The sequence below is a fragment of the Synechococcus sp. MU1617 genome (assembly GCF_020514235.1).
Lineage (GTDB): Bacteria > Cyanobacteriota > Cyanobacteriia > PCC-6307 > Cyanobiaceae > Parasynechococcus.
Genome location: NZ_VTLB01000001.1, coordinates 639,316 through 663,950, shown reverse-complemented (window position 1 = coordinate 663,950; position 24,635 = coordinate 639,316). Strand labels below are relative to the sequence as shown.

Here is a 24,635-nt window from a genome sequence, read left to right as displayed (position 1 = left end):
CTTCAGTGCGGAGTCATTCTCCTCGTTTCTGCTGAACCAACAGAGCCATTAGCTCTGGCGACCGTTGCTGGCGGTTCTTGCGGGAGTGCAGCGTCAGCGGCTGCCGTTGTCCTGTAGCGCGGCTTGAGGCTGCGCAGGGTGGGGAGCACGATCAGGCAGGCCCCACCCATCAACAGCCAGAGCAGCAGGCCATTGTTCTGAAGATCCAGCAAGGCTCCTCCAGCCAGGGGAGCCACGATGGCGCTGATGGCGAAGCACTGGGAAAACAGCGCCATCGCCAATCCACGGCGATGTGGTGGTGTCTCTTCAATAACGGCTTCCGTGGCCGTGGGCAGGAAAGCGGCCTGGGCGAACGCCATCGGCAGCAGGGCTGCCAGCACCAAGACCGTTCCGTTTTCGAACAGGCAGGACAGGGCAAGCAAGCTGCAGCCCAGGCTGAATCCCGCCAGGCTTAAGCCGAGGCCGAAGGCAACGCTGCGCTCTGACAGCCAACGGCCCACCGGCCACTGCAGGCTCACCAGCAAGGTCAATTGGAGGGCGATCAGGGCACTGCTGTGGCTTTCGCTCAGAGCCGGTCGCAACAGCCCGCCGCGCACCAGATCCAGGGGAAGCGCACTCTGTTGAAGAGCCAGGATTCCGGTGGCCACCACACTGATCAGCAGCACCGGCAGCAGGGGAAGCAACCAAGGCAGCCGGGACGTTGGCGGTGGATCACCCGGCTCTGGGCTATTGCCGCTGAGGTTGCGGTAAGGCGGACCGTCCTGGAGGGGGACAAGGCTGATCAGCACCAACACAGCGCCCATGCACACCGCTTCAACGCTGTACACCGTCCGCAGCACTCCCAGAGTGGCGGCAGCGGTTCCGATCAGCGTGCCGATGCCAATGCCGAGAGCATCGGCACTGCGCACCAAGGCGTAGCCCCGTCCGGAGGGCAGGTTGCCGCAACTCAAGGGAACGGCCAATTCGATGGCAGGCCAGTACAAACCCGCTGCACAGCCCAGCAGTAGTTGTCCGAGCAGGTAGCTGTTGTAGTTGTCGGCCTGCAGCAGGATTAGATCGGCCGCAATGGCCAACAGGGTTGTGCCCCTGACCGGCCAGGAGCAGCGGATGCCGCGATCGAGCAGTGCTCCGCTCAGCAGACGCACCACCGTGCCGATCAGGGCTGAGACGGCCAGGCCGCTGCCCACTTCACGCGCTGAAAAGTCGATTGCATGAAAGATCAGCGGCGTCATGAACATCACCCCGCCGGCACCGATAGATGCCAGAAACCTCAGTCGGGTGACGTTTCTCAGCGGTGATGGAAACTGGTTCCACCACCGCAGAGGGTCAGGCGTTGCTGCGCGGACGCTTAACAGGACGATCCATCGCGATGGGCTTGATGGGCAGTCTGCTGCTCAGCACGTGTCCATCGTGGCCTGTTGGCTCCACAGAACGTGTGGAGGTCCAGATTGATGGCGTGGTTCTTCCGGTTTCGGTGGCGGAGCTCGGTGCGTTTGTGCGCTCGCCGACGGCTGATCCAGCGCAGCTCTCGCGATCGGAGCTGTCCACCTGGATGGGTCTTCTCGCGCCCGATAGCCGACAGGGGCTGATCCGTCTGCTCAAGGCACCGATTCTCTCCCGGCGCAGCCTTGGGCGTCAGCTGCTGAGCAGCTGGGGGGCGGGTCCGCTTCTGGATGCGCTGGGGGAATTGATCCGCGTGGAGGATGGCAAACGCATCAATCGTTCGCTGGTGCTCTCCACGCTGGAGCAGTTGCTCGAACGGCAGGAAACCGTTTCGACGTTGGATGTGTTGGAAGCGTTGCCCACCCAGCAGCTGCGTCTTGATTTGGATGCGTTGGTGGCTGCCGCCAACCGCTGGCGGCTGGAATTGGAGCGACATCAGACCTTGATGCGGACCTTGGCTCAGAAAGAGGTCCGCCTGCAGCTCCTCAAGGGGGCTGAGCGTTCTGTCTCTGCCGAAGCGCCTCGTCAGTCAACGCTTGCGGTGGACCATCGTTCGCGTCCGTTGCAGGTGGAACGCTGGATCCCCCAGTCGCCCCGTGAGGACCGGACCTGGGTCTTGATGATGCCGGGGCTGGGCGGGGACCCCAACCACTTCCACTGGCTGGCGCGTTCGCTGATGCAGGCGGGCTGGCCCGTGGCGGTGCTTGAGCATCCCGGCAGTGATGCGGCCGCCGTCCAAGCGTTGCTTGAGGGCCGTCAGTCGTTTGACGGCGCCGCAGCACTCCGCGATCGGTTGGCTGATCTTGCTGCGGTGCTGGACGCGCAACGACGGGGCGATTTGAACATCCCTGGGACCGAGGTGGTGCTGATGGGGCATTCCCTGGGTGCCTTAACGGCTCTCTTGGCCAGTGGGTTGGAGCAGGTGCCCGGAATGGAGCAGCGCTGTAAAGGGGCCCTGGTGGGCTTGCCCCTCACCAACCTCTCGGAATTGCTCCAGTGCGAACTGGCGGCCGGCCGCGCGCTCGAGGGCAACGCGATGGCTTCGTTGCCACGGGCGGTGGTGGGGCTCAACAGCTTTGGCGGTCTGATCTGGCCGCACCGCTCCCGCCAGGCGTTGCCGATTCCGCTGTTGATTGTGGGTGGGACGCTCGATCTGATCACCCCTCCTTTGGATGAGCAGCTGCCTCTTTTGGCTGGATTGGCGGAGCATCCCTACAGCCGGGTGGTGGTGGTTGAGGGTGCCAGTCACTTCTCGCCGATTCGTGTGGATGGCCAGGGCAAGGCGTCAGAGGGGGACGACCTCTTCCAGCTCGGCGAAGAGTTGGTGGGGGTCAATCCCCTCAGCGTTCAACGGGTGATTGCCCATGAAGTCATCCGTTTCCTTGACACCCTCAGCTCCGAGTCACCGCGCAACGATGCCGTTCACCTGATCGAAGCCAGTTCCAAGACGCGCTGGCATCGCTTGGGCCGTCGCCCGGCCTTGCAGCTGCTGGATCAGTAGCGCACCCGCGGATCGAGGGCGGCCACCAGCAAGTCAACGGCAACACTCACCAGCACCACCAAGGCGGCGATTACCACCACGATCCCCTGAACGACGGGGTAGTCCCTTTGATTGATGGCTTCCTGTAGCCGCAGGGCGATGCCTGGCCAGGAAAAGGTGACCTCGATCAGCAGGGCCCCACCGATCAAGGAGGCCACGGTGATGCCAGCGATGGTGAGCACCGGCAGCAAGGCATTGGGCAGTCCGTGGCGAAGGATCACCTGGCGCTCACTCAGGCCGCGGCTGCGTGCCGCTTCCACGTAATCGCCGCGCAGGGTGCGTCGCAGGTTGAGTCGCAGAGCTGTTGTGAAGGTGCCACTTAGCAGCAGGGCCAGGGTTCCTGCGGGCAGGATCAGGTGACGCACGGTGCCTCGGAAGGCGGCCCAGTTGTTCTGAAGAGCGCTGTCCAGAAGGAAAAATCCGCTGCCCTCGGGGGGGAGAAGGCTGGGGGGGAATCGCCCGCCCACAGGCAACCAGCCCAGGCTGACGGCGAACACCAGCTGCACCAGCATCGCCACCCAGAAGGGCGGCAGGGCATAGGTGCCCAATCCGTAGAGGCGACCTCCGAGGTCAATCTTTCCCTCGGGCCGTGCGATGCCGCTGAAGCCAATGCTTAGCCCGACCACAGCGGCAACAACCAGGGCGATGACGCTCAGCTCCAAGCTGGCAGGCAGGGTTTTGCCGATGATCGTTCGAACCGGCTCTTGGTTGATCAGGGCTTGCCCCAGATCGCCGTGGATCAAGCCGTTGAGATAACTGAGGTATTGGTCGAGCAACGACTGATCCAGGCCCAGCCGAGCGCGCATGGCGGCTTTGGCGGCAGCGGGGGCCCGGCTGCCGAGCACCGCATCCACAGGATCCCCTGGGGCAACGCGCAGTAACAGGAACACCAGGCTGGCGATCAGCCACAACATCAATGGCGCCAGGGCGAGGCGGGTGGCGCTGTAGCGCGCGAGGTCTCGGGCGCGTCCCATCAGTTGTTCGTCGCTCCTTCGTGGCGGCGCTCCAGTTCAGCGAGTATCAACTGACCACTGCCATCAAATTGTGGAGGGTTGAGGTTCAGCTGGGCCCAGGCCCGAGGTGAATCCAGCCAGACGGGGATGTAGGCGGCACCATCGGCAGAGAGATGGTCCACACGATCCAGGGCGGTGCGGCGGGCATCGCCCGTCAGCGTGTCGGATTCCAGCAGGGCTTTCTCCAATCCGGGGGCACTCCAGAAGCTGCCGCTGATCGCTGCTTCTCCATCAACGCAGGTGTCGCCCTCCACTGAGGTGCAGCTCAATAGCGGCGTCAGATAGGCCTCCGGATCGGGGTAGCTGCCGCGCCAATCCAGCATCACGGCCTTGAAGGCCCCCTCCCCCAGCTGGCGGTAGATGGTTGTGGATTCGACGCCATCCAGATCCAACACAAGGCAGTCGGACAGGTCCCGTTGCACCTGGGCCTGCCAGGTGAGGGCCAGCAGTTTGTCGGCGGGCACGTTGGAGCGGAAGGTGAGCGGAAAGCGCAACGGGCTGCTGTTGCAGTAGCCCGCTGCCTGGAGCAGCTCGCGGGCCTGCTCGGGGTTGTGTTCGGGCCAGGGGGGCATCGCGCCGCCAGCAAGGCTGGGAGGCACCAACGCCCGCAACGGACGGCGCAGCCCGTAGCTCACCCGTTCACTGATCTCCTTTCGATTGAGACTGACGGCCAGGGCACGCCTGAGGTTGGGGTCTTGGAACGGCTTCTGGTTGCTCAGCAGGGTGATGTAGCCGATCTCCATTGCTGGACCCACCGACTCGTGCAGATCCCCCGCGATCGCCCGTTCATGCAGGGTGTGGCGCTGGTCTTCATCGATCGAGGCGGAGAGCAGCAGATCCACCTCGCCACTGCGCAAAGCCCCATACAGCGCCGTGGAGTTGCTCAGTGTGATCAGATCGAGGCCGTCGTTGCGTGGTGCTTCACCCCAGTACTGGGCAAAGGGCTCCAAGCGTTGCTGATGTTCGCTGAAGCGGGTCAGCTTGTAAGGGCCTGTTCCAACAAAGCGTTCGTGCAGAAAGCGGTCTTGGTGGTTGCTGTAGGCCGTCGGTGAAATGGGGGTGAGGTTGATCGACGTCAGCAGGCCCTGCAGGGATGTAGAGGGGCGACTGAGGCGCAGCCGCAGGGTGTGGGTGTCGGCTTCCTCCACCGAAGCGATGCGATCACCCACCACATAGCTGAGGGTCCCGATGCTGAGGAAGCGCCGAAGGCTAAAGGCCATGGCTGCCGCGTTAAACGGCGTTCCGTCGTGGAAAAGCACATCGGTGCGCAGGGAAATCGTGACGGTGCGGCCGGCATCACTCAGAAAAGGAGCCGATGCCGCCAGCCTGGGTTCCAGCGAGCCATCCCGCTTAAGGCGATACAGCGGGTCCCCTAGGGCGCTGATCAGCTGTATGGCGCTGAGGGTGCTGGCCTGGGCTGGATCCAGGGAGCTGATCCGCCCTGCTGAGGCCACTGTGATGCGGCTGGTGGGGGGCGGTGCCTGGCACCCCACCTGGGTGAAGGCCAGGGCGAGGGCCATCAGTGCGCCAGCGAACGTCCATCTCGTGGGGCGATCGATGCGCTTCAACGGGCCTCAACCATCAACAGATCGGCCCATTCAACAGGGAGTTAAGCGACCTGGCGAATCCTCTCTAGAGAGATTTCGAACACTGGTGATCCCTCGTTGCTCTGCAGAGGCCAGCGGCGCACCCAGCAGCGGTCGTGGTCGCCATCCACACCGATTACCTGATAGGTGTCGTCGTCACTGTCGAGGTTGACGCAATCTCCCTGGTGAACAGACATCGGACTGAACCCCTCGTCTAGGGAACAGCCTTGACCCGGTTTCGATCGAGTGAGGTTCTGCATGAACCGTTTCGAGCACACATCTGAGAATTCAGACCTGTGCAGTGAAAGTTCTTGACACTCTGACGCATGCCCGGGCACGGGCGCCAGCACTGGCGGACTCCTCAGAGGCAGCCGAGGTGAGCGGCCAGGCCCGAAACTTCCGGCAAGGCCTGGATCGCTTCGAGGGCTTCATTCATCTGGCGTTGGCTCACTTCATGGGTGATCACAACGATCTCGGCACCGGCATCGCTGGCGTTGAATTGCACGATCGACTGGATGGAGACATTGCGTTGGCCGAAGCAGCCGCCAACGTTGCCAATCACGCCCGGCGCGTCTTTTGTCTTGAAACGCACATAGTGGCGTTGGCGAATGTCGCCTGAGTCGACGAGGGAGCAAGGCCGCCAGCTGCTTGCTGCTAAGAGGGGATCCACTTTTCCAGGCCCGTCACTGGCCTTACGGATACCGGCGATGTTGAGGATGTCGGCCACCACCGCAGAGGCCGTTGGTCCAGCACCAGCACCTGGCCCATAAAACATCACCCGGCCGATTGGGTCTCCTTCTACAAGGATGGCGTTGTTGACGCCGTTCACGCCCGCCAGGGGGTGGTCCTTGGGAACCAGCGTGGGCTGCACGCGCAGGGAGAGCGGCAGGGGATCGTCACTGTTGGGCATGCGTTCGGCCATTCGCTCGGCCACGGCCAGCAGCTTCACGCCGTAGCCCAGTTGGTTGGCGTAATCCACATCCACGCCCTGCAGGCCACTGATGCCGTCGGTGGGAACCGCGGAGCGATCCACGCTGCCGCCGAAGGCCAGGGTGGCCAGGATCGCGATCTTGTCGGCTGCATCAAGACCGTCCACATCCGCTGCCGGATCGGCTTCGGCGTAGCCCAGCTCCTGGGCATCCTTGAGCACCGCGTCATAGGCGGCTCCCTCCTCTGCCATGCGGGTGAGGATGTAGTTGGTGGTGCCGTTGATGATGCCGCTGACGCGGTTGATGCGGTTGCCGCCCAGGGACTGCTTCAGCGGCTCAATGATGGGAATGCCGCCACCAACGGCAGCTTCGATCAGCACATAAACCCTGGCGGCGGCCGCGGCTTCAGCGATTTCCTGACCGTGGCGCGCGATCACGGCTTTGTTGGCGGTCACCACGGATTTGCCGGCTGCAATCGCTTGGAGAATCAGGCTGCGGGCCGGCTCCAGACCACCGATTACCTCCACCACCACGTCCACCGCAGGGTCCTGGATTACCGCCGATGGATCGGTGGTCAGCAAGCTTTCGTCCAAGGCCACGGGCCGGGGACGGTTCAGATCGCGGACGGCAACACGGATCAGCTCAAGCTCACCCACCAGCGGGTGGCGTTCGCTGGGGTTCTGGAGGATTGAAGCCACCCCACCGCCAACCGTGCCCAGCCCCAGCAGACCCACGCCGACCTTTCCTGCCATCCCCTGTGATCCGTGTTGGAACGATTGCGAGCGACTCTATGTATTGACGTGACTTTGCTTCGGTTCTCCTTCTGATCAGCTCCCCAACTGACGTGCCTGCTCCTGCATGGCCAGGAGGATGTTGAGGAAGCCATTGGCGCGGGAGGGCGTCAGGCTGGCCTGCAGGCCTGTTGCCGCAATGAAGGCCGGGTCCACCGCCTGCACCTGGGCCGGCGTCAATCCATCCAGCCCCTGGATCAACAACGCCAGCAGTCCCTTGGTGATCAGCGCATCGGAGTCGCCCTGCCAGCGCATCACCCCCTCATCGAGGGCACCCCGCACGAACACCTGCGACACACATCCCTTCACCTTGATGTCGTCGGTCTGCTCCTCGGCCGGCATGGGAGCGAGCTTCTTGGCCAACCAGAGCACGTACTCGTAGCGGCGTTTTGGATCGGCGGTGCCGCCCAAGCGCTCGACCATCCGGTCGAGGGCATCACTGCCGGTGCTGGTGGCCATGCGGGGCTCAGTCGTTTCGACGTCGCACGCTAACCAGCAGCCCCACCATCACCAGGCTGAAGGGGAACACGACCACCTCGTTCAGATTCACTTCGCCATCTTGAACGGGGAGTTCGAGGTAGTCGCGGTGGCCTGGACCACCGTCCACTTGGAGATCAACGGTGCCGTTGCCCACGCTGCTGAGATCGATACTCAAGCGTCCCTCCGTATCGGTTCGGCCCAGTTCCAGCCCTGGAGTGCCATCGGCATTGAGCAGGCGAACAACGGCCCCTTGGGTGGGTTCACCGTTGGAAAAGCTGCTGCTCAATTGCAGGTCGCCATCGAGATAGTGCAAAGCGCTTTCGATCTGATGGGCCCTGGCGGGAGCGAGAACTGCGCCGTGCAGCACCGAGCTGAGCAGAACCAGTGGAGCCAGCAGACGCAGCATGGAAGGGCGATCAATGGTGCCCATGATGCGGCCCCTCAGGCGGGCCGACCAGCACCCTGCTCCGTGATCCAGCCGGTAAACGGAACATCCCAGGACTCTCGGGGCAACGGTTCGGCCGCAAGGCAGGTTGAGGGCAGCACCACCCAGGCCGGCACGGCAGCCCAGGCGGGATCAGCCCTGAGTCGGTCGTAATACCCACCGCCGTAGCCCAGGCGGATTCCAGCGCCATCCACCGCCAGCGCCGGTACCAGCAGCAGCGCCAGCTGATCGGGCCCAAGGGCGTCTCCCGCGGCAGGCGCGGGAATGCCGCAGCCATCGGGCTGAAGCGGGTCTTGGTCCCAGCTCCGGTAGATGAGTCCGCCGCTGCCATCGGCCACTGGCAAGGCCAACGGCGGATGGGGGCCATCCCGCAGCGGCCGTAAATCCGCCTCCCCCGGCAGGGGCCAGTAGATCCCCAGATGGCTGTTGCCGCAGTTGGAGCGCCCGATCAGCTCCCTCACCGCGTCCTGAATGGACCGCGTGGCTGTCTCGTCCAGATGGCGCTGCCCTCTGTAGTGAAGGCGCAGGGTTGCCTTGGCGCTCATCGCTGCAACCAGGCCGTCAACGCCACAGCGAGGGCATCGGCCGCATCATCCGGTCGGGGCGGTTCATCCAGGTTCAACTCCCGCATCACCGCTTCCAGCACTTCATCCTTATCGGCATGGCCGAACCCCGCTACGGCGAGTTTGATCTGCATGGGAGGGAACTCCACCATCGGAATCTTGAAGCGGGCCAGGGTCATCACCACCACGCCGCGCGCTTGCACCACATTGATGGTGTTGCTGGATCGGTAGAAGAAAAACTTTTCCACGGCCGCCAGTTCCGGTCGCCAGATCCGAATCAGCTGGCGCAGGTCGCCAGCGATCTCCACCATGCGATCACCATCGGAGCGACCGGAATCGGTCTGGATGATGCCGCAATCGAGCATGCGCTGGCATCCGTCCTGGATGTCGATCACCCCGTAGCCCACCCGGGCGAGGCCCGGGTCGATGCCGAGGATCCGCATGGGCTGATTGTGGGGGGATCAGGCGGCGAGGGCCAGTTCGAAATCAGCGCGGTCGCTGCTCTCGCTGCGTTCGAACACCTTGCAGAACACCTTCACCACCCGGTCGCCGGAATCCACCTGCTCCAGGGGGTCCTTACGCAGGCGATGGCGCAGGCAGCAGGAGGCCACGCGGGCCACATCGTCCTCGCTCACTTCCGTGCGCCCTTCAAAGGCGGCCAGGGCTCGGGCGGCACGGTTGGTGACGATGTCACCCCGCAGACCATCCACATCGAGCTCGCCGCAGACGGCGGAGATGCGCAGGCGCAGATCCTCATCAATGCTCACCTGGTCGAGGCGTTGCTGGGCCTCCACCACCCGTTGTTGCAGGGCGTTTTGATTACCCTCCACGGCGGTGCTGAAGCCATCGGGATCGCTGTCAAAGGCGGTGCGCTGGTCCACCACCTGCACCCGCAGCTCTGGATTCCGCACGGTGCGCACTTCCACGCTCATGCCGAAACGGTCGAGCAGCTGGGGGCGGAGTTCCCCTTCCTCGGGGTTGCCGGAACCGATCAAGACGAAACGCGCCGGGTGGCGCACGGAGATGCCTTCCCGTTCCACCGTGTTCCAGCCTGAGGCGGCTGAATCAAGGAGGACGTCGACGAGGTGGTCGTCGAGCAGGTTCACCTCATCCACGTAGAGCAGGCCGCGGTTGGCTTTGGCCAGCAGGCCGGGCTCAAAGGCCCTCACGCCTTCACTCAGCGCTTTTTCAATGTCGATGGTGCCGCAAAGGCGGTCTTCCGTCGCACCGAGGGGCAGGTCCACCATCGGCACCTGCCGCGGTTCGGTACTCAGGCTTTCCCCCTGTTGCATCCGCTCGCGCACCTCACTGCTCTGCAGGTCGGGATCGCTGGCAGAGCTGTTGTAGGGATCGCCGGCGACAACGTCGATGTCCGGCAGCAGATCGGCCAGGGCACGGATCGTGGTGGATTTGCCGGTGCCGCGGTCCCCCATGATCATCACGCCGCCGATGCGCGGATCGATCACGTTGAGAAGCAGGGCCAGCTTCATCTCCTCTTGACCGATCACTGCAGTGAAGGGGAAGACCCTGCGCTTCCGGGGTGCAGTCACGAGCAATTCTCTTGGCGTGCTCAGGATTGTTTCACAGGCTGCACGGTGATGACCTGGGGTGGCGTGGCATCAGCGGGATAGACCAGCCGAACGCGCACCTGCTTGGCTTCCCCTGGCTTGAGCATCAGCTGTCCCAAGGACGGCCCCTGCTGCCCCTGGCGCAGCACCAGGTGCTGGGTCTGGCGTCCCTTGGGAACACCCTCTGGATCCTCCAGACCCGTTGTCTGCACGGGGCCGCGGAACATCACCGGACCATTGAGGTCATCGCGGAAGCGCAGGAAAGAGGGTTGGCTGTTGCCTTTGAGGGGCGAATCCAGCGACAACTGCAGCGTCACCGCGGCTGAACCGGTGTTCTTCAGCGGCAGGGTGAGGTCGTATTCCACCCCGTAGTTGCCATGGGCGGCCCAGGCGGTGCCGGGATAAAAGCTCTTGAGTTCAGCGGTCTGCACCTGGTTGGTGGCGAGGGTTCCGCGCTCCAGGCTGCTGATCGGCCAGGAGATGGGGGCCTTGGGTGCGGCAAGCACCGAGCTGCCCGGGTCGGTGATGCGCGCCCGCCAGCTGCTGCCGATCTGAACACCGCTCACCCGGGAATAAATGATTTTCCCCTTGCTGCCCCGTGGGGTGGGTTGATGCTCCTTACTGCTCATGCGCTGGTCTTTCAGCAGCTGCAGCCAGTGCTGCTCGCTTGGCGCATTCCCGTCGTTGCCATGGGCGGCCAGGGTGGCCATCGCCACCGGCCCGGAGCTGTGGAAGCGCAGTTGCAGGTTGCGGCCGTTGAGCAGGGGGTCGAGACCGGCCACGGGTATGGGTAACAGCAGCAGTTGTGTGGGTGAGCCTGGAGCCAGGGTCCAGCGGCGCTTGGCGAGTTCCGCTGCGCTGCGACCGGCCAACAGATCTCCGGCAACGCGGCTGCCGGGTCCTGCCGCCACTACGTCGGTGGTCTCTGGCATCAGGCTCGGCAAGGGCAAGAAGGGGGCCTGGGTCTGGCCGGACTCCGTGGCCTGCGAAAGCGAGGTGCTGCCCGAGATCAGCTGCAGGGTCACAGGTGCGTTCCCCAGCGGAGCCGCCAGTACCGCCAGCCACAGGGTTGAGCTGGGGTTGCCTTCGGCATCCCCGGCATACACGTGGTGGCTGAACAGGTCAAAGCGACCGTTGAGTACCACCGGAACTGACGCCTCTTCCCCGTCGGGAAAGGTGGAGATCAGGATGCCGTCGTCATCAATCAGTTCGGGGTTGTTGTCGTTCACCATCAACACGCTGTCGAGGGCTCCCGGTAAGGGGCGAACGCTCTGCTGACGCTCAATCACTTCCGCAGCGCCAGGCAGTCCCATCACGGTCAGCCAGGCAGCAGACAACAGCGGGGCGAGCTTCATGGTTTGGGCGGGACAGGGATGGGTTTGAGGTGCGGTGCCATGGCGGCGGCGAGCTGACGGATCAGTTCGGTGGATCGGGGGTCATTGAAGGGGCCTTCCACCAGAAATCCCGCCACAGCGCGTCTGCCGTCGGGGAGTTCGATCAGCCCGGCATCGGCGTAGGCGATGCCGATGTCACCGGTTTTGTTGTAGACGCGGTAACCCTTGCGGGCCAGGCTCGCGTCAGGTGCCCCCTGCGCCCCACCGAGGCCGCGCATCAAGCCTCTGGGGAGCAGCGTGTTGGTGACCGACGTCCCCATCACCTCGCGAAACAGATCCCGGCTGCGGGGAGCGAGCAGCTCGCCGCTATCCACCAGGGCAATGGCCCGGCTGAGATCCCGGGCACTGGTGGTGTTGGTCCCGTCGAGATCCGGCAGCCAGTTGTTCACCACAGTGGAGGGGAGGTCCAGCTCCTGAAAGCGGGCATTCACTGCGTCCATTCCCCCCGCCCGAGCAATCATCAAGTTGGTGGCGGAGTTGTCGCTGACCCGGATCATTTCCGTCGCCACCTCATGGGTGGGGAAGCGGCTGCCAAGGGGCCGGGAGGCCATCCAACCGGCCCCTCCCCCCACAAGCTCCTCGGTGAGCGTGAGCGGCTCGTTCCACTGAAGCGTTCCCTGATCCAGCAGCTCCAGCACCGCGAGAAGGATCGGCGTCTTGATCGAGCTGGCGGCGGCCATTGGTCGCTCCGCCTGCATGGCCGCAAAGCGTCCGTCGTCAAGGATCAACATGTAGGCGCTGGCCTGCAGATCGGTTTGTTGCGCGGCCAGCTCCACCCATCGCTGCGACAGCGCCTTGATTTCTTGCCTTGGGGCAAAGCGTGCCTGCTTGAGGCCCTTCGCGATGGCTGGCGCAGCCTTCGTGTGCTTTTCGGCGTCCTCAGCGCTGGGCGGCTCCACGGCGTCGCCGAGCAGCGTGGTGATCAAGGCTTGATCGGCCAGCCAGCTGGGCAGTGAGATTTTCTGCTGTTGCACGCCCGGGGCCAGCAGCCGCAGGCCTGTGCCGGTGAGCAGTCCCAGACCCACCCCCATTAAGACCAGCCGCAGGATGAGCTGGGCCGGTCCTCTCCAACCGGCGGAGCGACGTGAAGAACGACTGCTGCTCAACCTTTCAGCCGTGAATGTTCGGCAGAGATTAGGGGCGGTTGGCGCGGATGGCCCAGCGCAGTTGGCGCACCATCCCCCGCAGCAGAGCGACTTCTTCGGCGCGCACCGTGGCGCGTTGCAGCAGATCCCGCACCTTGGCCATCCGTGCGGCGGCGGTGTGCTCCAGCAGGAAACCGGCTTCCAGCAGCAGGTCGGTTGCGTCGTCCAGCAAGGCTGACAGTGCTTTGGCGGCCGCCGGGTCCGGTGATGGGGGTTCGATGCTGCGGGTTTCGGTTGTGCCGCTGTTAAGGCGGGCTAACTCATGCAGCACCACAGCTACGGCGTGGGACAGATTCAGCGAGGGATAGGACTCACCGCTTTGCAAGCAGAGAACCCGTTGGCAGAGCCGTAGCTCACTGTTGCTGAGGCCGCGGTCTTCCCGTCCGAACACCAGGGCCACGGGGGCGTCAGCGCTGGAGCTGATGCCATCGCTGGCCAGCAACCAAGCCAGGGCCTGCTCGGGTGTTTGCAGGGGAATCTCACCATGGTCGAGGCGTCCGCAACTGCCCACGGTGCGACGGCAGTCGTTGATGGCCGTCAGCAGGTCGGGCACCACGACGGCGGCCTGAAGCAGTTCCTGCCCATGCACGGCCATCTGTAGGGCCTGTTCGCTGAGATGGTCACAGCGGGGGGCCACCAGCCGCAGTTCGCTCACCCCGAAGTTGGCGCACAGCCTGGCCACGCTTCCAATGTTCAGGGGGCCGGCCGGCTCCACCAGCACGACGACGGCATTCAAAGCAGCGGCTCAGCTGAGGGTGTGCAGGTAGGCCAGCAGGTCGGCCATGGATTGTGGTTCCATCTCAAAGCTCGGCATGGGGGGAGTCTCGCCGCTGATGATCTGGTGCACCAGAACGGGGTCTTTGAGCTGGTTGCTGACGCCCTGAAGTTGAGGGCCCACCAATCCCTGGCCGGCAAGACCATGACAACCAGCGCAATTGATCCGGAACAGCTGTCCGCCGTGGTCAACGGCCCCTTGCAATTCAAGGCTGGCCTTGATGTAGGGGTCCTGCTGGGCGCTCCCCAGAACCCAGAGCACCAGCACCACGCAGGCTGTGGCAGCCGACACCACAAGGGCCGCGATCAGGCCGCGACCCCGATCGCTCGAATCATTTGCATCAGCTGATGCCGATTCGGCCGCAATTCGTGACGGCTGGACCACAGACCTGGAGTTCCAATGAGAGAATTCTCCCTAATTCTGATTGCTGACGCGAATCAATGATCGAACCTCTGCTCTGCGGCATCGTTCTGGGTCTGATCCCCGTCACGCTGATGGGTCTGTTCGTTGCGGCATGGAACCAGTACCGCCGTGGTGGCAGCGCTCTGGGGGGTTGAGCAGCAGCACGCTGCTGATGCCATAGCGGCGCTGATCCACAACCGTCCAACCTGCGCCCGGCACGGGGTTCAGGTTTGAGCGGTGTTCACACACCACCAGGGAGTCCTGGTGAAGCCAACTCCCCTGGGCGAGGGCGAGAAAGCAGGGTTCGTAGAGGCCCTGGTCGTAGGGGGGGTCGAAGTAGACGATGTCGAAGGGCTCCTGGCCCCAGCCCTTTTGCAGCCATGAAATCAGCTCCCGCCGTTCGGTGCGGATCTCCGGAGCCGGTGATCGGCTTGCTGCCACCGCACTGAGGTTGGAGCGGCTGACGCGGATGCACTGCGGATCTTGATCGACGGCCACCACACAGCTGGCACCCCGCTGCAACGCCTCGCAGCCCATCACGCCGCTGCCGCTGCAGAGGTCGAGCCAACGGCAATCATGCAGTTGCGGGGCAAGGATGTTCATCACGGCCTCGCGCACCCTGGAGGTGGTGGGTCGAGCGGTGCGTCCCCCTGGGCTCAGCAGACGTCGACCACCGCTGAGACGCAGTTGCCCGCCACCGCTCATGGGAAGGGCGCAGCCCCGTTGCGCAGCCAGATCAACCAGCGCTTGAGCATCTGTTCCCCGGCATCGGACGACTTCTCCGGATGGAACTGGCAGGCGCCGACTCGACCCCGCCAGACAACAGCGGTGACCTCCTGATCGCCGAAGGGGGCCGAGGCCTTGAGGTTTTTCGGGTCGGTGGGAACGGCGGCATAGCTGTGCACGAAATACACCCATTCCGACAGGGCTTCGCTGCTGAGCAGCGGGCAGTTGCCGTGATGCTTCAACGGGGCCCAGCCCATGTGGGGGATGCGCTCGCCGCTGTTGTTGGGAAGGCGTTCCACCCGTCCGGCCAGAAGCCCCAGGCCTGGATCGTTGCCTTCGTCGCTCTGTTCAAACAACAGCTGCAGGCCAAGGCAAATGCCAAGCAAGGGGCGGTCCTCTTGCCCCCAGCGCAGCAGATGGGGCACGAGCCCCGTGGCCCTGAGGTTGGCCATGGCCGGATCAAAGGCGCCGACCCCCGGCAGGATCAGCGCATCAATTCCGTCCAGATCATCGGCGTGCTGGATCAGTGAGCAGCCTTGATCAAGCCGCTCAAGGCATTTCTCCACGGAGTGGAGATTGCCCATGCCGTAATCGATTAACCCGAGGTTCAGACTCAACCGGTTGATCCGTTCTGGAGACGGATTCAGAGGTACTTGGAGATGGTGCCTGAGAGGGTTGCCTTGGGAACAGCGCCCACAACTGTGTCCACCTTCTGCCCGCCCTTGAACACCATCAGGGTCGGGATGCTGCGGATGCCGTACTGGCTGGCAACGTTGGGATTCTCGTCGGTGTTGAGCTTGAACACCTTGATCTGACCCTCGAATTCCTTGGCGATTTCCTCAACGATCGGAGCCACCATGCGGCAAGGTCCACACCAGGGTGCCCAGAAGTCCACGAGAACGGGCACGTCGCTTTGGAGCACGTCCTGCTCGAAGGATGCGTCGGTGACAGCAGCAGCGCTGGACATATGAGCAGGAAGATTTAGAGAGAATTTAGCAACGGTTTCAAGCGAACACACAGCTCTTCCCTGCTGGGAAGGGATCTGTGACAGTCGCTCTCCACAAAGAGTGAAAGCCCGATCGCGCCGGGCCGGGGGGTGTGAGGAGTGTGTGGGCCGAAGCCCGCACACCTCCAATTTAGCGCTGCTCTACTTGCCCATCCCGAGGTGCTGGGCCTTTTGGTAGACCTTGCCCTCCGTCAGCAGGGAGGGTGCCACGACCACCTCCACCTGCTGCATCTGCTTGATGGTTTGGGCTCCCAGGGTGCCCATGGATGTCTTCAGGCAGCCCAACAGGTTGTGGGTGCCGTCGTCCAACTTGGCCGGGCCGCGGAGGATACGTTCGATGCTGCCGGTGTTGCCCACATTGATGCGGGTGCCGCGGGGTAGCACCGGGCTTGGGGTGGCCATGCCCCAGTGGAAGCCCCGGCCGGGAGCCTCCTCAGCACGGGCGATGGGCGAGCCGATCATCACGGCGTCGGCGCCGCAGGCGATGCATTTGCAGATGTCACCGCCGGTGACGATGCCACCGTCGGCAACGATCGGCACATAGCGACCGCTTTCCTTTTCGTAATCAGCCCGGGCGGCGGCGCAGTCGGCAACCGCCGTGGCCTGGGGAATGCCCACGCCGAGAACGCCGCGGGAGGTGCAGGCGGCACCGGGGCCAATGCCCACCATCACACCGGCTGCGCCTGCGCGCATCAGCTGCAAGGCCACGTCATAGGTGACGCAGTTGCCGATCACCACGGGAACGCCCATGTCGCGGCAAAGGGCTTCCAGATCCAGGGTTTCTTGGCCTTCAGGTCCGGTGTGGTCCGTTGAGACCACGGTGGCCTGCACGAAGAAGAGATCGGCTCCGGCTTCGGCAATGGCCTTGCCGAAACGCATGGCGGCCACTGGTGTGCCGCTGACGGCAGCGATGCCTCCCTGGGCCTTGATGTCTTGAATGCGTTTGCGGACCAGGGCCTCTTGAACCGGCTGGCTGTAGATCTCCTGCATCAACGGGACGAATTCGTCCTTGCCAACGGCGGCGATGCGATCCAGAACCTGGTTGGGGTCTTCGTAGCGGGTCTGAACACCCTCAAGGTTGAGCACGCCGAGGGCGCCCAGTTGGGACAGGCGAACGGCCATGCCCACGTCCACCACGCCGTCCATGGCGCTGGCGATAATGGGAATCTCGCGCTCGATTCCCCCCAGGGTCCAACGGGTATCGGTGACCTCGGGGTCCACCGTGCGACCCCCAGGCACCAGAGCGATTTCATCGATTCCGTAGGCCCGGCGAACGGTCTTGGAGCGTCCGAGCTGAATGTCCACCGCGCGACTTCAATAAAGTCAGATCAAGCTACCAATCGGGATGATCGCCTCAGCTTGATCGGCCTGTCACACGGCTCCAGGTTGAGCGGGCGCCGTTGATGAAGTTGTCCCGGTCGCTGTTGCGAATCAGGTTGCGCAGGGCGAAGTTCACCAACCAGATCACGCCGGCCAGCTCCAGCAGGCCTGGCACCAGAGGGATGCTGTTAATGGTGCTGAGCACACCGGAATAAACCGTCGCCACCAGGCTGAAGACGATCAGGCCGCCAACCACCCGCAGGGGCAGCTGGGCCTTGGTCCAGAGCTCAGCCAGATCGTTCTGCTCGAGCCAGTCCTTCACCTTGCCCACCAGCAGCTCCCATTCGCCACCGTCCAATGGATCGCCGTCCTGATCGGTGCTCTCCTGAGCAGGGATCGACACGGTGGAGGCGATCACCGGGTCGGGTGTGGGCGCTGGAGTGGGCGCGGGTGTTGGGGCAGGAGTGGGTGTGGGTGCCGGAGTCGGTTCAGGCTCCGGCGTCGGTGCAGGAGTGGGTTCCGGGGTTGGCGTGGGGTCGCTGCCTGGGATTTCGGCTTCAGGGCGCGGCTCGTCGACAGGACCCATCACGTCAGTGGAAAGCTTCGGGATTTTATCCGGACTTTTCGGTTGCTTCCACCGTCCGAGATAGACTGATAAAGGACGTCTGATGCACGTATGACGGATTCTTTGGGGCCTGGAGGCGGCGGTCCCGGCGGTTCCGACGATCGGATCATTCAGACGGACTTACGCAACGAGATGTCGCGCTCCTATATGGAGTACGCGATGAGTGTGATCGTGGGTCGGGCCTTGCCCGATGCCCGCGATGGCCTCAAGCCGGTGCATCGCCGGATCCTTTACGCGATGTATGAGCTGGGCCTCACCAGCGACAGGCCCTACCGCAAATGCGCCCGTGTGGTGGGCGAAGTGCTCGGCAAATATCACCCCCACGGCGACACCGCCGTGTACGACGCCCTGGTGCGCATGGCCCAGGACTTCTCCATGTCGATGCCCCTGATTGATGGGCACGGCAATTTCGGCTCGGTGGACAACGATCCACCGGCGGCCATGCGATACACCGAATCACGGTTGCGGGCGCTGACCACCGACAGCCTCCTGGAAGACATCGAGGCGGAGACGGTTGATTTCGCCGATAACTTCGACGGCTCCCAGCAGGAGCCGACCGTGCTTCCGGCTCGGATCCCGCAGCTGCTGCTAAATGGTTCAGCGGGCATCGCCGTGGGGATGGCGACGAACATTCCGCCCCACAACCTCAATGAGCTGATTGATGGCTTACTCGCGTTGATCGCGAACCCTGAGATCACCGATCAGGAGTTAATCCAACTGATCCCTGGCCCGGATTTCCCCACCGGTGGTCAAATCCTGGGGCGTGAAGGCATCCGCGAGACCTACCTGGGCGGCCGCGGCTCGGTGACCATGCGCGGAGTGGCCAACATTGAAACGCTCGAGGTGCCGGGACGCCCCGATCGCGATGCCGTGATCATCACGGAGTTGCCGTATCAAACCAACAAAGCGGCGCTGATCGAGCGCATCGCAGAGCTGGTCAACGACAAAAAGCTCGAGGGCATCTCTGACATCCGCGACGAAAGCGACCGCGATGGCATGCGGATCGTGGTGGAACTGCGCCGTGACGCCTACCCGCAGGTGGTGCTGAACAACCTGTTCAAGCTCACCCCGCTGCAGAGCAACTTCAGCGCCTACATGTTGGCGCTGGTGAATGGCGAGCCAATCCTGCTCACCCTGCGCAAGATGCTCGAGGTGTTCCTCGACTTCCGGGTCGAGACGATCGAGCGCCGCACCCGCTACTTGCTGCGCAAGGCGGAAGAGCGCGACCACATCCTGCTGGGCCTGCTGCTGGCGCTTGATCAGCTGGATCCGATCATTGCCTTGATTCGGGCTGCTCCTGATACGGCTACGGCTCGGCAACAGCTGCAGGAGCGCCATGGCCTCTCCGACGTCCAGGCCGACGCCATCTTGCAGATGCAGCTGCGTCGTCTGACGGCTCTGGAGGCCGACAAGATCCGTCTTGAACACGAGGATCTGGTCACCAAGATCGCCGACTACAAGGACATCCTTGGCCGGCGTGAGCGGGTGTTCGGCATCATCCAGGACGAGCTCGGTCAGCTGCAGGAGCGCTACCCCATCCCTCGTCGCACGGAGATCCTTGACCTCGGCGGTGGGCTCTCCGACATTGATCTGATCGCCAATGAGCGTTCGGTGGTGCTGCTCACTGAGACCGGTTACCTCAAGCGGATGCCGGTGAGCGAATTCGAGGCCACCAGTCGCGGCACCCGCGGCAAGGCCGGAACCCGCAGCCAGGGTGAGGATGCGGTGAAGCTGTTCATCAGCTGCAACGACCACGACACCTTGGTGCTGTTCAGCGACCGCGGTGTGTCGTATGCGCTCCCCGCCTACCGCGTGCCCCAGTGCAGCCGCACGGCAAAGGGCACCCCGGTGGTGCAGCTGTTGCCGATTCCCCGGGAAGAGGCGATCACCACGTTGATTCCGGTGTCGGAGTTCAGCGACGACACCGATCTGCTGATGCTCACCCGAGGTGGCTTCATCAAACGCACCCGCCTTTCGGCCTTCAGCAGCATCCGCTCCAATGGTCTGATCGCCATCAACCTGGAGGAAGGCGATGCCCTCACCTGGGTGCGCCTGGCGGTGCCCGGCGACAGCGTCTTGATCGGCTCCAAAGCCGGGATGACCATCCACTTCCGCCTCAGTGATGAGGAGTTGCGGCCTCTGGGCCGTACGGCCCGCGGCGTGCGGTCGATGAACCTGCGCGATGGCGATGCCCTGGTGAGCATGGATGTGCTTCCGGTGGAACTCGCCGATCAGGTGGCCGCCAGCGCAGAGGAAGAAGAGGATGCCGCCACCGAGGGGCCCTGGGTGCTCGTGGCATCGGCTTCGGGTCTGGGCAAGCGGGTGCCGGTGACGCAATTCCGCTTGCAGAAGCGGGCCGGCATGGGCCTGCGGGCGATGAAGTTCCGCACTGACGCCGATCAGCTGGTGGGGCTGAGCGTGCTCGGTGCCGGTGAAGAGCTGCTGCTGGTGAGCGAGAAGGGGGTGATCGTGCGCACCAGCGCCGATGCCATTCCCCAGCAATCCCGTGCGGCCACAGGGGTGCGTCTGCAGAAGCTCGACAAGGGCGACCGGCTGCTGAAGGTGGTGTTGGTGCCGCCGGAAGCGGACGACGACTCCGCTGACGACACCGAGTCCAACGACACTGAAGCTGAAGCGCAGGACAGCTGACCTTGGCTGAGCCGGTGGATGTGCTGGTGCTGGGGGGTGGTCCTGCTGCCCTCTGCATCGCCTCGGAACTGAACCAACGGGGCGTGGCGGTTGCCGGCATTGCCCCCGACCCAGTCGTCAATCCCTGGCCGAACACCTACGGCATCTGGGCCGATGAATTGAAGATGGTTGGGCTCGAGCACTTGCTGGAGCACCGCTGGAGCGACACCGTCAGTTATTTCGGCGACGGCGGTTCAAGGGCTCAGGATCAGAGCCATACCCACGGGATCGACTACGGCCTGTTCGATCGGGCTGCCTTGCAGCGTTACTGGCTTGAGCGGGTCGATGGCGTGGTCTGGCATCAAGACACGGCCGAACGGGTGGAGCTGAATGGTTCAACCACCAGCGTCAGCTGTGGATCGGGAACCACATTGCAGGCGCGCTTGGTGATTGATGCCTCCGGTTCGCGCACGCCCCACATTCGTCGCCCGGATCAGGGGCCGGTGGCGGGCCAGGCGGCCTATGGCGTGGTCGGGCGTTTCTCCAAACCGCCCATTGAGCCGGGCCGGTTTGTGTTGATGGACTACCGCTGTGATCACCTCAGCGCGGAGCAGCGCAGCGAACCACCCACGTTCTTGTATGCGATGGATCTGGGTGATGGGGTGTTCTTCGTGGAAGAAACTTCGCTCGCTTTGGCGCCCGGTGTTCCCTACGACGTGCTTAAGCAACGGCTCCAACAGCGCCTGGATCTGCGCGGCGTGGAGATCACCGAGGTGATCCATGAGGAGTTCTGCCTCTTCCCGATGAATCTGCCGCTGCCGGATCGCAGCCAGCCGGTGCTGGCTTTTGGAGGTGCAGCGAGCATGGTGCATCCGGCCTCGGGCTACATGGTGGGATCGTTGTTGCGCCGCGGACCTGATCTGGCCCAGGCCATTTCCGTAGCTCTCGCCAATCAAAACCTTGGCTCAGCTGCTTTGGCGCAACGGGGTTGGCAGGCGCTCTGGCCGATCGAGTTGGTGATGCGCCATCAGCTCTATCAATTTGGCCTGGGCCGCTTGATGGGGTTCAACGAAGCGTTGTTGCGCACCCACTTCTCAACGTTCTTCTCCCTGCCGCGGGAGGAGTGGTTTGGCTTTCTCACCAACACGTTGCCGCTGCCACGCTTGATGGCGGTGATGCTGCGCTTGTTTGCCCTATCGCCTTGGCAGTTGCGGCAGGGGCTGGTGCTGGGGGCGGCGCAGGATCAAGCTCCACGTTTTTGAGATCCGCGCAGAGCTTGGTTCGCTCCCGGTGATCCGTTTCGATGTTGACGGCGAAGCGTTCGTTGTGGATTGAATTCAGCTGTGGCTGCTGCCGAGATAAGCCTGAATACAACAGTTGCTACTGAGTCTCAGGAGACTTGTTCTTTTCGGACCCTCCATCACCTGCATACGGTCTAAGAAGCAATTGATCAAGTGTTCTTTGCATGGCAGCGCGTTATTGGCTCAGTGCTCTCGCTGCGTGTGGAGCGATCAGTGTGTCGTTAGCGCAAAGCGCTGAAGCTGCTCCTCAGGGTTTTAAGGATATTGCCGATAATACATTTAATGCTTTTGCTGAAGAATTCAGCTCTGAAGAAGTTTTAATCGCCGATAAAGGAGGTAATGGTAATAAGCCACCGGGTGGTGGTACTTGCAATAATGATAAAAATAACCAAAATCAATCTGGCCAGGAATGCGAGTCTGAAGAAAATATTTCCGGTGAAAAGCCCCCCGTTGATCGAGATCCAATTGTCAACTCTGACCAGGTTGACGTGTATGAATTGCCAGATGAATACAAAGTAATCTTGCCTGGTGAGGACGGTAAAACATTTTTTGGAATTTCTTACTCCATGTGGTCAAGACCACAAGTCAATGAGGGGAATCTTCCGGGAATTTCTGTCGGCAAATGGTATGAAGAAGCAGAGACAACTGGCAAATTCTTTCCTTGGAGAAATAATGTTGAGCTAGCTCAAGGGCTTTCTGCTGGCTACCAACAATATGCTAAAACTCGGCTTAGGGATAAGTTAGATGCTTCTGACAATATCAACCTTTATGGATATGATAATGGAGGTGGTTTTGTCTATGGCCGCCACGATAGCAATGAATTGCCCGATGGCAATCAACGTCCAGATGTAGATAAAGATTCAACAGCTGGTGAGGGCCTCCTTTATTTTTACAATAATATTTCCTATCACACGATTGGTGTGGGTGGTGGTGCGGGCCGAATCCAAGCCTTTGGGGGGTGTGAGGTCAACACGATTTCGCAAGGTAAAACGGTAAGCACATCAAAGATTCTTCCTAAAGATGATCTCTGTCGTTGGGATGGAGAGAAAGTAGCTTCGGATTATTATGTGCCGTTGTTAGATGGTGGGGAGCTTTCTGCTGATAAGTCAAACGAAAATCAGATTGAATTGTCCAATCAGTTTTTTGTGTCGGATCAAGGTGGAGTGGTTGATAATGAGGGGAAAAATCTTGTTCTGCAGGGGGCGATTCAATCGATCGCTAATACGTCTGAAAATCCCAGTCCACTATCTTTTGAGGGCATAGGATCAACGTCTCTTCAGGGCGACAACTCTTATATCAACCCTACGGTAGTTACAGAAGGTGTTCTCGAAATCACCAACGTCAATGGATTGGGCTCTGCTGATGCAGGCACCCGTGTGGAAAAGGATGCCGTTCTGAGAATTTCCGTCAGTGGCCAGTCAACACCTCAGGGTTCAGCAAGTAACGACGCAAAGATCAATGAAGAAATCACCTTGGCTGGTGGTGAATTGGATCTGAATGGCAACTATATTGATCTAAAAAATGGCGCTGTCTTAGAAGGTGAAGGTGTTAATTCAACTATTAGGGTTAAAGATGGTAGTACTGAAGTCTTCGCGAGAAGTATAATTTCTGGTGAAGGCGGTCTGATTAAGGATGGCAAGGGCTTTCTCCGCCTTGGCGGTGTAAAACCGCAAACCTATGAGGGAGCAACGATCATTGAGGCGGGTGAACTGCGTTTTGCAGATACCACATCCACCCCTAGCACAACTGAGGTAACGGTAAATAAAGGCGCAACACTGCGCTTGATGGGAGGACCAGATACAGATGGCCGCCTCAATACCGTTAGCTCTATCGAAGGGGAAGGAAGAATTGTCTTAAATACAGATAATGCGCACCTCAGTGTCAATGTCCCGGAGGGTAAAAATCCTGAGTTTGAAGGGTCCATTCTTGGCGGTCCTGAAGCTAATTCTTTGCAAGGAACCTTCATCAAGGATGGTTCTGGAAAATTAATCCTGTCGGGAAAAAATGCCTATGGATCCTTGATTGTTGAAGGAGGTCAGTTGGATATTAATGGTGAGAATATTAATCCTGATGGTATGGATCCATCTGAGGCTTCAGTATCTCTCAGACTTGGACATGACCTATCCGTAAAAGGTGGTACTGCTTTACGGGTTACTGGACATGATGTACATACAGAGTATGGCCCAAGGACACCTGGTGAGGAAGCCTCATCGGAAGGCACGATAGCTAAGATCGAAAACCATGCTTCACCAATTATTGAATTCGATGATTCAATCAATGAATTAACTGTCGAGAATGGCAGCCTATTGGTGGCTAGTTTTACCGGTGCATTGCCGACCGAATATGACGCCTACAAAGATAACTGCAAAGAAGGGTCAGATGAAGAAACGTGCTACTCCATTCGACCGCAAATAGTGTTCGGAAATGGCGCCGATTCAATGTTCAACAATGGTTTGGTTGTTGGCCCTGGGGAAGCAGGAACTGGGAATCATTTGCAGCTTCGTTTCAATGCTGGGAATGATGTTCTTGAGAATGGGAATGTGGACGACAGAAATGGTAGTTGGCTTGGATGTGTGACGGCTGGTGCTGATGATCAGGGATTTAATGGGTACAAGTATGAGAACACCTGTGACGATGCGAATAGAAAAACAGGTGGCAATTTGCCTTATGCAAATAGTAAGGATGCCAAGAGGAATTATACGGTTAATGTCTTCATGGGGGGCGGAAATGATGCATTCACTAATCACCAAGGAAGTTATCTCAGAGGTAGCTTTAATGGTGAATCAGGCGACGATACTTTAGGGAACCAGGGTGTTATTCGCGGCAATATTGTGATGGGTAAGGGAAGCGATACGGTTACTTTTCAATGAGGTGGTGCAATCAATAATGGTATATCGCGAGGAATTGGTGTTCTCGATGATCGTCTTGCCCTAGGCACAGCAATCAAGATCGAAA

General features: G+C 61.5%; 23 protein-coding genes and 1 pseudogene. 5 read left to right on the top strand and 19 right to left on the bottom strand.

Annotated elements, in window-relative coordinates; all coding sequences use genetic code 11:
* Nucleotides 1–2 precede the first annotated feature (2 nt).
* Nucleotides 3–1,292, bottom strand: a complete 1,290-nt coding sequence (locus FZZ90_RS03720; RefSeq protein ID WP_255613574.1) for an MFS transporter — start codon at nucleotides 1,290–1,292, stop codon at nucleotides 3–5.
* Nucleotides 1,293–1,369: 77 nt separating this feature from the next.
* Between FZZ90_RS03720 and FZZ90_RS03715 the strand changes: the two genes are divergently transcribed.
* Nucleotides 1,370–2,944 carry an alpha/beta hydrolase gene (locus FZZ90_RS03715; protein WP_370631024.1) on the top strand — a complete coding sequence of 525 codons (1,575 nt, stop codon included), beginning with the start codon at nucleotides 1,370–1,372 and terminating at the stop codon, nucleotides 2,942–2,944.
* On the opposite strand, the gene FZZ90_RS03710 is transcribed toward FZZ90_RS03715, so the two are convergent.
* The 13 genes from FZZ90_RS03710 to FZZ90_RS03650 form a co-directional block, all read right to left on the bottom strand.
* Nucleotides 2,938–3,957, bottom strand: a complete 1,020-nt coding sequence (locus FZZ90_RS03710) for an ABC transporter permease (RefSeq protein WP_226424391.1) — start codon at nucleotides 3,955–3,957, stop codon at nucleotides 2,938–2,940. The genes FZZ90_RS03715 and FZZ90_RS03710 overlap by 7 nt on opposite strands.
* The gene (locus FZZ90_RS03705; protein WP_226424390.1) at nucleotides 3,957–5,516 is read right to left on the bottom strand and encodes an ABC transporter substrate-binding protein; all 1,560 of its coding nucleotides are present in this window, start codon (nucleotides 5,514–5,516) and stop codon (nucleotides 3,957–3,959) included. Before FZZ90_RS03705 ends, FZZ90_RS03710 begins: the two co-directional genes overlap by 1 nt.
* 89 nt (nucleotides 5,517–5,605) lie before the next feature.
* Entirely contained in the window at nucleotides 5,606–5,779 is a 174-nt protein-coding gene (locus tag FZZ90_RS03700) for a hypothetical protein (protein WP_370631017.1), read from the bottom strand.
* A 164-nt stretch (nucleotides 5,780–5,943) separates the two neighbouring features.
* Nucleotides 5,944–7,263 carry a homoserine dehydrogenase gene (locus tag FZZ90_RS03695; protein WP_226424388.1) on the bottom strand — a complete coding sequence of 440 codons (1,320 nt, stop codon included), beginning with the start codon at nucleotides 7,261–7,263 and terminating at the stop codon, nucleotides 5,944–5,946.
* Nucleotides 7,264–7,338: 75 nt separating this feature from the next.
* Nucleotides 7,339–7,761 carry a SufE family protein gene (locus FZZ90_RS03690; RefSeq protein WP_226424387.1) on the bottom strand — a complete coding sequence of 141 codons (423 nt, stop codon included), beginning with the start codon at nucleotides 7,759–7,761 and terminating at the stop codon, nucleotides 7,339–7,341.
* A gap of 7 nt (nucleotides 7,762–7,768) precedes the next feature.
* The gene (locus FZZ90_RS03685) at nucleotides 7,769–8,212 is read right to left on the bottom strand and encodes a hypothetical protein (protein WP_226424386.1); all 444 of its coding nucleotides are present in this window, start codon (nucleotides 8,210–8,212) and stop codon (nucleotides 7,769–7,771) included.
* An 11-nt stretch (nucleotides 8,213–8,223) separates the two neighbouring features.
* Nucleotides 8,224–8,772, bottom strand: coding sequence for a 5-formyltetrahydrofolate cyclo-ligase (locus FZZ90_RS03680; protein WP_226424385.1), 549 nt, complete (start codon nucleotides 8,770–8,772; stop codon nucleotides 8,224–8,226).
* On the bottom strand, nucleotides 8,769–9,233 hold the full coding sequence (gene ruvC / locus FZZ90_RS03675; protein WP_226424384.1) for a crossover junction endodeoxyribonuclease RuvC: 465 nt from the start codon (nucleotides 9,231–9,233) through the stop codon (nucleotides 8,769–8,771). Before ruvC ends, FZZ90_RS03680 begins: the two co-directional genes overlap by 4 nt.
* Before the next feature lie 18 nt (nucleotides 9,234–9,251).
* Nucleotides 9,252–10,340 (bottom strand): magnesium chelatase ATPase subunit I, encoded by a 1,089-nt coding sequence (bchI, locus tag FZZ90_RS03670; RefSeq protein WP_226424383.1) that lies wholly within the window; start codon nucleotides 10,338–10,340, stop codon nucleotides 9,252–9,254.
* 20 nt (nucleotides 10,341–10,360) lie between these two features.
* A complete protein-coding gene (locus FZZ90_RS03665; protein ID WP_226424382.1) occupies nucleotides 10,361–11,713 on the bottom strand; it encodes a DUF3370 domain-containing protein in 1,353 nt (450 codons plus the stop codon).
* Nucleotides 11,710–12,858, bottom strand: a complete 1,149-nt coding sequence (locus FZZ90_RS03660; protein ID WP_226424381.1) for a serine hydrolase — start codon at nucleotides 12,856–12,858, stop codon at nucleotides 11,710–11,712. The genes FZZ90_RS03665 and FZZ90_RS03660 overlap by 4 nt, the downstream gene beginning before the upstream one ends.
* A gap of 28 nt (nucleotides 12,859–12,886) precedes the next feature.
* Nucleotides 12,887–13,633 carry an RNA methyltransferase gene (locus tag FZZ90_RS03655; RefSeq protein WP_226424380.1) on the bottom strand — a complete coding sequence of 249 codons (747 nt, stop codon included), beginning with the start codon at nucleotides 13,631–13,633 and terminating at the stop codon, nucleotides 12,887–12,889.
* A gap of 9 nt (nucleotides 13,634–13,642) precedes the next feature.
* The gene (locus tag FZZ90_RS03650; RefSeq protein WP_025362444.1) at nucleotides 13,643–14,056 is read right to left on the bottom strand and encodes a c-type cytochrome; all 414 of its coding nucleotides are present in this window, start codon (nucleotides 14,054–14,056) and stop codon (nucleotides 13,643–13,645) included.
* A gap of 56 nt (nucleotides 14,057–14,112) precedes the next feature.
* Between FZZ90_RS03650 and petG the strand changes: the two genes are divergently transcribed.
* Nucleotides 14,113–14,229, top strand: a complete 117-nt coding sequence (gene petG, locus FZZ90_RS03645) for a cytochrome b6-f complex subunit V (protein ID WP_071823076.1) — start codon at nucleotides 14,113–14,115, stop codon at nucleotides 14,227–14,229.
* A gap of 13 nt (nucleotides 14,230–14,242) precedes the next feature.
* On the opposite strand, the pseudogene rsmD reads toward petG, so the two are convergent.
* The 5 genes and pseudogenes from rsmD to FZZ90_RS03620 all read right to left on the bottom strand — a co-directional run.
* Nucleotides 14,243–14,779 (bottom strand): annotated as a pseudogene (rsmD, locus tag FZZ90_RS03640) (16S rRNA (guanine(966)-N(2))-methyltransferase RsmD); the annotation flags it as partial.
* Nucleotides 14,776–15,417, bottom strand: a complete 642-nt coding sequence (hisH, locus tag FZZ90_RS03635; protein ID WP_226424379.1) for an imidazole glycerol phosphate synthase subunit HisH — start codon at nucleotides 15,415–15,417, stop codon at nucleotides 14,776–14,778. The pseudogene rsmD and the gene hisH, both read right to left, overlap by 4 nt.
* A gap of 26 nt (nucleotides 15,418–15,443) precedes the next feature.
* Nucleotides 15,444–15,767: a thioredoxin gene (trxA, locus tag FZZ90_RS03630; protein ID WP_009790257.1), complete on the bottom strand. Its 324-nt coding sequence runs from the start codon at nucleotides 15,765–15,767 to the stop codon at nucleotides 15,444–15,446.
* A gap of 180 nt (nucleotides 15,768–15,947) precedes the next feature.
* Nucleotides 15,948–17,111 carry a GuaB3 family IMP dehydrogenase-related protein gene (locus FZZ90_RS03625; RefSeq protein ID WP_226424378.1) on the bottom strand — a complete coding sequence of 388 codons (1,164 nt, stop codon included), beginning with the start codon at nucleotides 17,109–17,111 and terminating at the stop codon, nucleotides 15,948–15,950.
* Nucleotides 17,112–17,160: 49 nt separating this feature from the next.
* Complete coding sequence (locus FZZ90_RS03620; protein WP_226424377.1) at nucleotides 17,161–17,712, bottom strand: CAAD domain-containing protein; 552 nt, start codon at nucleotides 17,710–17,712, stop codon at nucleotides 17,161–17,163.
* Between the two features lie 90 nt (nucleotides 17,713–17,802).
* On the opposite strand from FZZ90_RS03620, the gene gyrA reads away from it, so the two are divergent.
* The 3 genes from gyrA (at nucleotide 17,803) to FZZ90_RS03605 (ending at nucleotide 24,550) form a co-directional block, all read left to right on the top strand.
* Nucleotides 17,803–20,400 carry a DNA gyrase subunit A gene (gyrA, locus tag FZZ90_RS03615; RefSeq protein WP_226424376.1) on the top strand — a complete coding sequence of 866 codons (2,598 nt, stop codon included), beginning with the start codon at nucleotides 17,803–17,805 and terminating at the stop codon, nucleotides 20,398–20,400.
* A gap of 2 nt (nucleotides 20,401–20,402) precedes the next feature.
* Entirely contained in the window at nucleotides 20,403–21,641 is a 1,239-nt protein-coding gene (gene crtL, locus FZZ90_RS03610) for a lycopene beta cyclase (RefSeq protein ID WP_226424375.1), read from the top strand.
* A gap of 203 nt (nucleotides 21,642–21,844) precedes the next feature.
* Nucleotides 21,845–24,550 (top strand): autotransporter-associated beta strand repeat-containing protein, encoded by a 2,706-nt coding sequence (locus tag FZZ90_RS03605; RefSeq protein ID WP_226424374.1) that lies wholly within the window; start codon nucleotides 21,845–21,847, stop codon nucleotides 24,548–24,550.
* Nucleotides 24,551–24,635 lie beyond the last annotated feature (85 nt).

Bases quoted from the DNA above. Each gene is read 5' to 3' on its own strand.
- trxA (WP_009790257.1), bottom strand. From the start codon at position 15,767: ATGTCCAGCGCTGCTGCTGTCACCGACGCATCCTTCGAGCAGGACGTG.
- FZZ90_RS03690 (WP_226424387.1), bottom strand. From the start codon at position 7,761: ATGGCCACCAGCACCGGCAGTGATGCCCTCGACCGGATGGTCGAGCGC.
- petG (WP_071823076.1), top strand. From the start codon at position 14,113: ATGATCGAACCTCTGCTCTGCGGCATCGTTCTGGGTCTGATCCCCGTC.
- FZZ90_RS03685 (WP_226424386.1), bottom strand. From the start codon at position 8,212: ATGGGCACCATTGATCGCCCTTCCATGCTGCGTCTGCTGGCTCCACTG.
- FZZ90_RS03695 (WP_226424388.1), bottom strand. From the start codon at position 7,263: ATGGCAGGAAAGGTCGGCGTGGGTCTGCTGGGGCTGGGCACGGTTGGC.
- FZZ90_RS03665 (WP_226424382.1), bottom strand. From the start codon at position 11,713: ATGAAGCTCGCCCCGCTGTTGTCTGCTGCCTGGCTGACCGTGATGGGA.
- FZZ90_RS03710 (WP_226424391.1), bottom strand. From the start codon at position 3,957: ATGGGACGCGCCCGAGACCTCGCGCGCTACAGCGCCACCCGCCTCGCC.
- FZZ90_RS03700 (WP_370631017.1), bottom strand. From the start codon at position 5,779: ATGTCTGTTCACCAGGGAGATTGCGTCAACCTCGACAGTGACGACGAC.
- FZZ90_RS03680 (WP_226424385.1), bottom strand. From the start codon at position 8,772: ATGAGCGCCAAGGCAACCCTGCGCCTTCACTACAGAGGGCAGCGCCAT.
- ruvC (WP_226424384.1), bottom strand. From the start codon at position 9,233: ATGCGGATCCTCGGCATCGACCCGGGCCTCGCCCGGGTGGGCTACGGG.
- gyrA (WP_226424376.1), top strand. From the start codon at position 17,803: ATGACGGATTCTTTGGGGCCTGGAGGCGGCGGTCCCGGCGGTTCCGAC.
- FZZ90_RS03705 (WP_226424390.1), bottom strand. From the start codon at position 5,516: ATGGCCCTCGCCCTGGCCTTCACCCAGGTGGGGTGCCAGGCACCGCCC.
- FZZ90_RS03620 (WP_226424377.1), bottom strand. From the start codon at position 17,712: ATGGGTCCTGTCGACGAGCCGCGCCCTGAAGCCGAAATCCCAGGCAGC.
- FZZ90_RS03605 (WP_226424374.1), top strand. From the start codon at position 21,845: ATGGCAGCGCGTTATTGGCTCAGTGCTCTCGCTGCGTGTGGAGCGATC.
- FZZ90_RS03715 (WP_370631024.1), top strand. From the start codon at position 1,370: ATGGGCTTGATGGGCAGTCTGCTGCTCAGCACGTGTCCATCGTGGCCT.